The sequence below is a fragment of the Phenylobacterium sp. genome (assembly GCF_036563385.1).
In the GTDB taxonomy this organism is placed as follows: Bacteria; Pseudomonadota; Alphaproteobacteria; order Caulobacterales; family Caulobacteraceae; genus Phenylobacterium.
This window is the reverse complement of sequence record NZ_DATCML010000015.1, coordinates 16,194-25,938: the sequence shown is the minus strand read 5'-3', so window position 1 is coordinate 25,938 and position 9,745 is coordinate 16,194. Positions and strand designations below refer to the sequence as shown.

Sequence of the window (9,745 nt, the reverse complement as noted above, 5' to 3'; positions counted from 1 at the left end):
CTAAGGTCAGGCGGCGTCGAGGTTGCGGAACCAGCGCTCGAGCATCTGCGCCTCGCCGCGCAGGCGCTCGGCGCGCTCGGCGGCCTCGGCGTCGACGCCCCACTTCTCCTCCTGCCAGCTCTCGTCGACACGGGAGAGTTCAAAAGCCTCCGGGCCGGTGAGCCACCCGCGCTGGACGGCGATCGCCAGAACAGCGGAGCCGAACAGGGCGGTGCCGAAGGCCAGGCCGGCCAGGCGGAAGTCGTCGAGGCCGAGCGCCAGGGCCTTCACCTCGGCGAGGGTGGCCTCCGGCTGGCGGCGGTGCACGATGCCCGCGGCGCGGACGAAGCTGACGCCCAGCTCGCGCTCGGCGCGCTGCAGGACGGGCTCCCAGCGCTGGCGCTGGCGGGCCACCAGGCTGGCCGGCTCCTCGGCGTAGTAGCAGAGCACGTCGGTGCCGGCGAAGCTGGCCACCTGGTCGGCGGTGGCCGCGCGGGCCTGGGGGATCGACTCGATGGCCGTGTTGGCCAGGCGGTTGGCGTGCATCACCGCCAGCTCGATGTGCTCGCCCTGGGCGTCCCAGTCGGCGGCCACCTGCCCGGCGGCGGCGCGGGTGGGCAGCACCAGCGGCGCGCCCTTCGGCGTGCGCAGGTTGCGCTGGTCCAGCCTGACGCCGAAGCCGCCCTCGACCTCGACCACCTCCACGGTCTTGTAGAAGCGCCGCGGCTTCTCGACCGGCTCATGGAAACCTTTTTGCATCGGGCCTGAATGGGGATGCGGGCGAGCCGGCGCAAGCCCCTCAGGCGGGGACCACGTCGAAGGCTATGGTCATGCGCCGCTCGTCGGTCGTGAACGGCTCGGTGCCATGCCACATGTAGGAGGGGAAGAGCACCAGCCGGCCGGGCTCGGGCCTCACCCAGCGCTCGGGCGGCAGGGCGGGGTCGGTGCGGAAGGGCGGCTGGCCGAAGCGGATCCAGCCCTGCCGGTCGCCGCCGTCCACCGCCCGGGCCGGGGTCTCCACGTAGAAGGCGGACGACAGCCAGCCTTCCGGGTGGAAGTGGTCCTTGTGGAACCCGCCCGGCCGCAAGCGGACCGACCAGGCCCCCTGGATCCGGTAGTCGCCGGTGTTGCGGCGGCGCAGCGGGTCCCGCCCCGTGCCTAGCTTCGCCATGTGCTCGCGGATCGGCGCGTCCAGCGCCTTGAAGAAGGCGGCGATGGCCGGGTCGTCGGAGCCGGTGAGCAGGTGGAGGGTCTGGGAGCCATGGCGCAGGGACTGGTTGGTCGGGTGCTCGGCGAAGTGGTGCAGGCGGTCCACCGAACGGGCCAGGTCGGCCAGGTAGGCCTCGCGCGAAGGCCAGCCGTCCGGCGCGGCGAGCTCGTAGACCCCGACCATGGCGTCATAGTCGTAGAGTTCGGCGTGCAGCGGGTCGCCGACCGCGCGCGCGGCGGTCGCCGCCCAACCCCACAGGGACTGGTTCTCCGGCTGGATCGAGAGGCCGAAGCGCGCCTTGGCGAGCGCCACGTCGGGGCGTCCGAGCGCCAGGTAGACGATGGCCAGCTGGTTCATCACGCCCGGGTTGTTCGGGCGCGCGGTGTCGGCCGCCAGGACCAGCCGCTCGGCTTCGTGCAGGCGGCCGGCGTCCAGCGCCGCCTGGCTGGCGGCCATCAGGATGGCGGCGTCGTCCGGCAGGCGCTGGGCGGCCCGGGCCAGCAGGTCGGCGGCCTCGGCCGGGCGGCCCGCGGCGTCGAGCAGCTTGGCCTTGGCCAGCAGCAGGGGCGCCGCATTGCCGCCGCCGTGGAAGGCGCGGTCGATGGCGGCCATGGCCAGGTCCATGTCGGCGTGCCGCATCCACAGGACGTTGGCGTATTCCACGGCGGTGGCCTCGGCCCCGGGAGCGCGGCGGAGCGCCTGGCGGTAGGCCTCCTCGGCGGCGTCGAGCTCGCCCGTGGCCAGGCGGGCGCGGGCCAGGACGCCCCAGCTGAGCGGGGAATCGACGCCGAGGGCGAAGGCCTTCTCGATGGCGGCGGCCGACTCGGCGCCGCGGCCGAGGTCGCCCAGGGTGGCGCCCAGGTTGTGCCAGGCGACGCCGCTGGTGGGAAAGCGCGCCACGGCCTGCCGGTCGAAGGCCAGGGCCTCCTCGCGCCGCTTTGCACCTTTCAGAGCCGCGGCGTGCAGGGCCAGCGCCCGCAGCTCGGCGTCAGGCCGCCCCGCCAGCGGCGCGGTGAGCGCCAGCGCCGCCTCCACGTCGCCGGTGTCGATCAGCGCCCGCGCCCGATCCAGTTCCTGCTTGCTCATCCCGCCTGCCCGCCGCGTCCAGAGGATCAGCGGCGCGGGAGTCTGGCAAGCGGCGTTCGATCAACGCCGTTTTTTGCCGAACGGTTCGGGGTCCGCCTCGTGCTCGTCGAAGCCGAAGCGCTCGAACCCCTGCCGCATTTCCGGGCTGAGCGGCGCCTCCAGAGCGAGCAGGCCGCGCGACGGGTGCGGGAGGACGAGCCGCCGGGCGTGGAGCTGCAGCTTCAGCCCTTCTGACAGGGCCGCGGAGGCCTCGGTGCGGTACTTGGGGTCGCCGAGGATCGGGTGGCCCATGGCCAGCATGTGGGCCCGCAGCTGGTGGGTGCGGCCGGTGTGGGGCCACAGCGCCATCCAGGCCACCTTGTCGGCGGCGCGGCTGAGGGTGACGAACTCGGTCTCGGCGCTTTCGGCGTCGGGGTCCTTGGGCTCGGCCGGGACCATCATCTCGCGGTCGCCGACGCCCTTCTTGGCGAGCGCCAGCTCGAGGACGCCCTCCCCTGGCTTCGGCAGGCCGGCCACCAGGGCCCAGTAGGTCTTCTGGGTCTTCCGGCGGGCGAAGGCGCCGGCCAGTTTGGCGGCGGCGCCGGGGGTCTTGCCGAGCACCAGGACGCCCGAGGTGTCGCGGTCCAGCCGGTGGACCAGGCGCGGCCGTTCCAGCCCCTCGCCCCAGGCCGACAGCAGCCGGTCGATGTGCTTGCTGGTCTTGGTGCCGCCCTGGACGGCGAGGCCGGAGGGCTTGTTCAGCGCCAGCACCTCCTCGTCCTCGTACAGCACCAGCGAACGGGCGAAGGCGGCCTCGCGCGGATCGAGGCGGCCCTTCTCGTGCGGGGCCGGCGCGTCGGGCAGCGGCGGCACGCGGACCTGCGAGCCGGCGGAGAGCCGGGTGTCCGGCTTGGCGCGGGCGCCGTCGACGCGGATCTGGCCCGAGCGGGTCAGCTTCTGGATCTGGACGTGGTTGAGGTGCGGCCAGCGGCGCTTGAACCAGCGATCCAGGCGGACGCCGTCCTCGCCGTCGTCGACGTAGAGGGTGCGGACCTCCCTCATGCGAACACCCGGCGCGCGACGGCGAGGCCGGCGAACAGGGCGAGCGTGGCCGCGACCACCGAGCCCAGGGCGTAGGCGGCGGCGGGGCCGAGCGCCCGACGCTCGAGCATCTCGGCGAGCTCCAGGGAGAAGGCCGAGAAGGTGGTGAAGCCGCCCAGCACGCCGACGCCCAGCAGCAGGCGCCAGCGCTCGGCGTCGCCGCCGCCGCGCTGGGCGAGCGCGCCGGCCAGCAGGCCCATGAGCAGGCCGCCCAGGACGTTGACGACGAAGGTGCCGGCCGGCCAGCCGGCGCCGAGGCTCCGCTGCGCCTGGAGGCCCACCAGGTAGCGGGCGACGGCCCCCAGGCCGCCGCCGAGGCCGACGTAGAGCAGGTTCTGCATCGCGCCCTTATGCGACGGCGCGGCGGCGGCGGCTAGGCCGGGGCGCCGCGCAGGCTCTGGCGGAGCGCCCGGGGATCGTAGATGTCGCCGCCGACCGGCCGGGGGCCGCGGCCCATCATCACCTCGATGGTGGCGGCGACCGCGGGGCCGCCGCCGAGGTTAAAGCCGGTGCCCAGGCCCACGCCGACGCTGGAGCGGCGGCCGAAGTCCATGCCGCCGACGCCAAAGCTGACCCGCGGGCCACGGTCGGGCTGGCCCTGCATGAAGCGGTCGGAGACGCGGAACCAGTCATAGCCCTCGGCCACGGCCAGGTCGGCGGCGCGCAGCAGGGCGTAGTCGGTGACCTGGGCGGGCGGCGCGCCGGGGCCGCCGCGGAAGGTGATGCGATAGCGGCCGGGCTCGATGCGATATTCGGAGTAGCCCACCGCCTGCGGCCCAGTAGCGGCCTGGAAGGTGGTCGGCGTGGAGGCGCAGGCCGCCAGGGCGAGGGCGGCGAGCGGGGCGAGGACGAGGCGTTTCATCACAGGCTCTGGGTCCGGGCGGAAAACCGTTCTGGTTCCGCAGCTTGCCGCAGGAAACGGGCGAGGCTGCGGCGCCGTTCCGGATATCAGCTGAGGCCGAGCTCGGCGACCACCTTGGCCATGTCCGCCGGCACGGGGGCCTCGAGGCGCATCTCGCCGCCGCCGGGATGCGGGAAGACGAGGGCCAGCGCGTGCAGCATCAGCCGCGGCACGGGCTCGCCGGCCACCACCAGGGCCCCGCCGTAGCGGACGTCGCCGGCGATCGGCCGGCCGAGCGAGGCCAGGTGCACGCGGATCTGGTGCATGCGGCCAGTCTCGGGGTCGACCTCCAGCAGGGCCGCGCCCTTCCCCTCGGCCAGGGTGCGGTAGCGGGTGCGGGCCGCCTCGGCGTCCGGGTGGTCGGGGGCGCAGACCCGCATATAGGCCTCGCGACCCTGCTCCTCGCGCCGCAGCGGCGCCTCGATGACCCCGGCCGCGGGAGACGGCGCACCGGGCGTGACGATGGCGCGGTAGGTCTTGGCGAACTTGCGCGCCATCATCGCCTTGCCCAGGAAGCTCGCCGCGGGCTGGGTCTTGGCCGTGAGGATCACCCCCGAGGTGTCGCGGTCGAGGCGGTGGATCAGCCGCGGGCGCGCCTTGCCGGGCCGGGCGAAGGCCCAGAGCATCTCGTCCAGGGTGTTCACCTGCCCGCGGCCGCCCTGGCTGGACAGGCCGGCCGGCTTGTTCAGCGCCAGGACGTGCGGGTCCTCGTAGATCACCAGCGACCGGACGAGGTCGACTTCCTGGCGGCTGAGCTGGACGGGACGCTTGGGGGCCTTCACCCGCCTCCTTTAGCGGAGCACGCCCCGCTTCGTCATGGTCCAGGAGTACCAGATCAGGAACAGGAGGATGACCGCGATGACGGCGTTCATGGTGGTCCCCATCTGGCCCATGACCGCCCCGCCGTCCGTGAGCCCGTAGACGTAGACCAGGCTGACCGCGAAGCCGGCGAGCGAGGCCAGGTAGGCGTGCAGCGCCCAGCGTGAGCGGGCGAGCATCAATATGGCGCCGAGCACCGAGCCCCAGACTCCGATCGCCCAGACCGCCGTCATCCAGGCCGGGTAGGCGTTCATGAAGGCGATCTGCGGCTCAGTCATCTTCATCTGCCGCATGTAGGCCTCGCCCTGCACGTGGCTCATCACGTAGTCGTAGCCGGCGAACCCGTTCCAGAGCAGCGCCAGCGCGCCCACCACCCACAGGTGCCAGGGCGTCGTGCTGCGGGCGGGGCCCGCGTCGTTCATTGTGGTGGTCATCTTGGCTTCCCCCCTTAAGGATGCTGGGGGAGCCTACGCGTGCGGGGCTCGCAGAACAATGATCGGCGATCAGTCGCCGCCCCGCTCGCGGCGCAGGGCCGCCCAGCGCTCCAGCCGCTCCTTGATCCGCGCCTCGGAGCCCTCGCCCCGCGGCTGGTAGAACCGGCGCCGCTCCATCCCGTCCGGGAAGTAGTTCTGGCCCGAGAAGCCGCCCTCGGCGTCGTGGTCGTAGGCGTAGCCCTTTCCGTAGCCCAGGTCTTTCATCAGCCGGGTCGGCGCGTTCAGGATGTGGCTGGGCGGCATGAGCGAGCCCGTCTCCTTGGCCGCCTTCATCGCCGCCTTGTAGGCCACGTAGACCGCGTTGGACTTGGGCGCGGCCGCCAGGTGGACCACCAGCTGGGCGAGCGCGATCTCGCCCTCCGGCGAGCCCAGGAAGTCGTAGGTGTCCTTGGCGGCGTTGGCGAGCACCAGGGACATGGGATCGGCCTCGCCGATGTCCTCCGCCGCCGCCCGGATTAGCCGGCGGGCGATGAACAGCGGGTCCTCGCCGCCCTGGAGCATGCGGGCGAGCCAGTAGAGCGCCGCGTCCGGGTCCGAGCCGCGGATCGACTTATGCAGGGCCGAGACGAGGTTGTAGTGCTCCTCGCGGTCCTTGTCGTAGGCCGGGCTGCGCTTCTGCAGGATCTGGCCGAGCTCGCGCGTGGTGAGCGGCTTGGCCGTGCCGATGTTGAACAGGGTCTCGGCGAGCGTCAGCAGGTAGCGGCCGTCCCCGTCGGCCAGCGCCACCAGCGCGCGCCGGGCGTCCGGGTCGAGCGGCAGCTCGCGCGCCTCGAAGGTCTCGGCCTTGGACAGCAGGCTCTCCAGGGCCTCCTCGTCCAGCCGCTTCAGGACGAACACCTGGCAGCGGGAGAGCAGCGCCCCGTTCAGCTCGAAGGACGGGTTCTCGGTGGTGGCGCCCACCAGGGTGACGATCCCCTCCTCCACGAACGGCAGGAAGCCGTCCTGCTGGGCGCGGTTGAAGCGATGGATCTCATCCACGAACAGCAGGGTCGCCTGGCCGGCGGCGCGGCGCACGCGCGCCTGCTCGAACGCCTTCTTGAGGTCGGCGACGCCGGAGAACACGGCCGACAGCTTGGAACTCGTAGCCCGCCGCCTTGGCCAGCAGGCGCGCGATGGTGGTCTTGCCAGTCCCGGGCGGCCCCCAGAGGATCATCGAGGCGAGCCGCTTCGCCTCGGCCATGCGGCCGATCGGGCCCTCAGGCCCCAGCAGGTGGTCCTGCCCCACCACCTCGCCCAGAGACTGCGGCCGAAGCCGGTCCGCCAGCGGCGACGGGGCGGAGGGCGTCAGGCCCGCGGCTTCGAAGAGGTCGGCCATGGCGTGGGGCTTAGCACCTGCCGGCTCTCATCAAAACCTGCGGGCCACGCGCCTCACGCCCGGTAGGTGGCGGTGACCAGCTGGCCGTTGCGCTGGATGGTGATCTGCCAGGCCGGGACCCGGGCGGCGAGCGCCGCGGCGAGGTCGCGGGTCGAGCTCACCTCCCGACCGTTCACGGCGCGGACGATGTCGCCAGGCCGGAAGCCCGCATTCATGGCGAAGCCGCGGCCGATGTTGGTGATCAGCACGCCCGGGCCGGTGAAGACGTCGATGCCCAGCTCGTCGGCCACGGCCGGCGAGAGGTTGACCACCGTGGCGCCGTTCAGCGGGTTCTGGCCGCTGATCAGACGCTCGTCGCGGGCCGGCGTGGCGGGCGGCGGCTCGGCGCGCAGGTTCAGCTGCAGGTCGCGCTCGCCGCGGCGCACCGTCAGGCGCAGGGGGTCGCCGGGCCGGCTGTTGCCGACGGCGTAGTTCAGGGTGGCGGCCTCGAGCACCGGCTGGCCGTTCACCGCGGTGACCACGTCCCCCTGCCGCACGCCCGCGCGGTCGGCTGGGCCGCCGGGCCAGACGTCGGCCACCAGGGCGCCGGTAGGCCGGGGCAGGCCGACCGTGCGGGCGATCTCGGCGTCGACGCTCTGCAGGCGCGCGCCGAACCACGGACGCACCACGGCCCGGCCGCCCCCCACCGCCGTCTCCACCGCCCGGCGCACGACGGCGGCGGGCACGGCGAAGCCGACGCCCGAGGACGTGCCGGATCGCGAGAGGATGAAGCTGTTGATGCCGATGAGGTCGCCGTCCATGTCGACGAGGGCGCCGCCCGAGTTGCCCGGATTAATGGCGGCGTCCGTCTGGATGTAGGCGGTGGCGGCGTCGCCCGTGGGGTCGGCCGTGCGGTTCAGCGCCGAGATGATGCCGTTGGTGACGGTCTGGCCGACGCCGAAGGGGTCGCCGATGGCCAGCACCAGGTCGCCCACCTGGGCGTCCGAAGTGTCGTCGATGGCCAGGGTGGGCAGCCGCTCGCCTTGCGGGACATCGATCTTCAGGACGGCGATGTCCGTCCGCGGGTCGGCCAGCAGGATGCGGGCGGCGAATTCGCGCCGGTCGGCCAGGGAGACGGTGATCTCCTGCCCGCCCTGGACCACGTGGTTGTTGGTGACGATCACCCCGTCGGCCCGGACGATGACGCCCGAGCCCAAGGAGCCCTGGACGCGCGCCCGCGGGGCGCCCAGGCCGAACAGCTCCCAGAAGGGGTCCGTCTGGGCGCGCACCAGGCGCTTGGACGAGATGTTGACCACGGCCGGGGCGGCCCGCTGGACCACGGGTGCGAAGGACTGCTTCATGCCCACCGCGCTGGTCGGCGGAGTGCGGTTCGGCTGCGCCAGGGTGGGCTGCGCCCCGGCCAGGCCGGCCTGGGCGGCCAGCACGAGCGCGAGGGCGGGAATGAGGACGCGGTGCGCGCGCATGATCCCTCCGGGAAAACCGCGAAAACGCTTCGCTATTTCCCGAGTTTCAGGCGCAAAAATGGCGACGCTTCAAGCGCGCGCGGCGTGTGCGTCAGGCGCCTTCGCCACGCCAAAAGCAAGCGCGAAGGCCAGTCCGAGGAGGGCGGCGGCGAGGTAGATCGCCACGCCCGGCGCGTGGAGCACCGCGTCGTGGCGCACCGACCAGGCGAACACCAGGCCGAAGATGGGCGGTCCGAGCACGGCCGAGATGCCCTGCAGGCTCTGGTTGGCGCCCTGCAGCTGTCCCTGCTCGTGCGACTGCACCTTGCGGGTCATCAAGCCCTGCAGGCCGGGCATCAGGAAGCCCACGAAGGCGAAGATCGGCGCGCCCATGAGGTAGAGCCAGCCGGTGGGCGCCCAGCCGTACCAGATGAAGCCGGCCATCCCACCCACGGCCCCCAGCAGCACCGCACGCCGCTCGCCGATCCGCGCCACGACGGGGCCGACGAGGAACATCTGCACCACGATGCCAAGGGCGCCGGTGAGCAGGAAGCTCGCCCCCAGGATCGCCGGCGACCAGTGGTAGCGGTAGGTGGTGTAGAGGACGAAGATGGTCGGCAGCACCATGTGCGACAGCTGGAAGAGGAAGCCGACGCCGGCGAGGCCCAGCAGCCCCGGGCGAGAGCGCAGCAGCTGCAGCGAGCCCAGGGGGTTCGCCCGCTTCCAGTCGTAGCTCTTGGCGCGCCGTTCGGGCGGCAGGGACTCGGGCAGGATGAACAGGCCGTAGAGGCAGTTGGCGAAGGTGAGCGCCGCAGCCGCCAGGAACGGCAGGCGCAGGTCGTATTCGCCCAAGGCGCCGCCCAGGACGGGTCCGATCAGGAAGCCGAACGAGAAGGCCGATCCCATCCAACCGAACACCTTTGCGCGGCGCTCGGGCGGGGTGACGTCGGCGAGATAGGCGTTGGCGGTGGAGAAGCTGGCCGCCGTGGCTCCGTTGAGCACACGGCCCACGAACAGCCACCACAGGTTCGGCGCGAAGGCCATGAACAGGAAGTCCACGCCCAGTCCAGCCAAAGACAGCAGCAGCACCGGGCGGCGGCCATAGCGGTCGGACAGCATGCCGAGCATGGGCCCGAAGAACAGCTGCATGACGCCCCAGGTGGTGGCGAACAGCACGTTCCATTCCGACGCCGCGGCGGTGTCGCCGCCGGTCATCTCGCGGATCAGGTTCGGCAGGATCGGGATCATGATGCCGAACGAGACGGCGTTGATCAGCGCGCTGCCGAAGATGAAGCCGAACCCCGCCTGGCGCTGCGCACGGCCTCGTACCTGTGCGGCCGCTGGCTGAGGCGCAACCTCCGGGGCCACCTCGGACCCTTGCGGACTCTGGATCTCGTTCATCGTCTTTCCCCCGGAGCG

9 protein-coding genes and 1 pseudogene are annotated in these 9,745 nt (G+C 72.7%); all 10 read right to left on the bottom strand.

The genetic code is table 11. From position 1 onward, the window contains the following. Positions 1-6 precede the first annotated feature (6 nt). Positions 7-738 carry an ATP12 family chaperone protein gene (locus tag VIL67_RS15130; RefSeq protein WP_332049743.1) on the bottom strand — a complete coding sequence of 244 codons (732 nt, stop codon included), beginning with the start codon at positions 736-738 and terminating at the stop codon, positions 7-9. Between the two features lie 40 nt (positions 739-778). Beyond that, positions 779-2,275 (bottom strand): putative 2OG-Fe(II) oxygenase, encoded by a 1,497-nt coding sequence (locus VIL67_RS15125; RefSeq protein WP_332049742.1) that lies wholly within the window; start codon positions 2,273-2,275, stop codon positions 779-781. Between the two features lie 60 nt (positions 2,276-2,335). Further along, positions 2,336-3,316 (bottom strand): RluA family pseudouridine synthase, encoded by a 981-nt coding sequence (locus VIL67_RS15120; protein ID WP_332049741.1) that lies wholly within the window; start codon positions 3,314-3,316, stop codon positions 2,336-2,338. After that, positions 3,313-3,696, bottom strand: a complete 384-nt coding sequence (gene crcB, locus VIL67_RS15115; RefSeq protein WP_332049740.1) for a fluoride efflux transporter CrcB — start codon at positions 3,694-3,696, stop codon at positions 3,313-3,315. The genes VIL67_RS15120 and crcB overlap by 4 nt, the downstream gene beginning before the upstream one ends. 32 nt (positions 3,697-3,728) lie before the next feature. Then, a complete protein-coding gene (locus tag VIL67_RS15110; protein WP_332049739.1) occupies positions 3,729-4,217 on the bottom strand; it encodes a CC0125/CC1285 family lipoprotein in 489 nt (162 codons plus the stop codon). Between the two features lie 86 nt (positions 4,218-4,303). Further along, positions 4,304-5,038: an RluA family pseudouridine synthase gene (locus VIL67_RS15105; protein WP_332049738.1), complete on the bottom strand. Its 735-nt coding sequence runs from the start codon at positions 5,036-5,038 to the stop codon at positions 4,304-4,306. 9 nt (positions 5,039-5,047) lie between these two features. Continuing rightward, positions 5,048-5,509 carry a hypothetical protein gene (locus VIL67_RS15100; RefSeq protein WP_332049737.1) on the bottom strand — a complete coding sequence of 154 codons (462 nt, stop codon included), beginning with the start codon at positions 5,507-5,509 and terminating at the stop codon, positions 5,048-5,050. 69 nt (positions 5,510-5,578) lie between these two features. Beyond that, positions 5,579-6,884, bottom strand: a pseudogene (locus tag VIL67_RS15095) (replication-associated recombination protein A). Positions 6,885-6,937: 53 nt separating this feature from the next. Beyond that, on the bottom strand, positions 6,938-8,347 hold the full coding sequence (locus VIL67_RS15090) for a Do family serine endopeptidase (protein WP_332049736.1): 1,410 nt from the start codon (positions 8,345-8,347) through the stop codon (positions 6,938-6,940). Between the two features lie 69 nt (positions 8,348-8,416). Then, positions 8,417-9,727, bottom strand: a complete 1,311-nt coding sequence (locus VIL67_RS15085; RefSeq protein WP_332049735.1) for a TCR/Tet family MFS transporter — start codon at positions 9,725-9,727, stop codon at positions 8,417-8,419. Positions 9,728-9,745 lie beyond the last annotated feature (18 nt).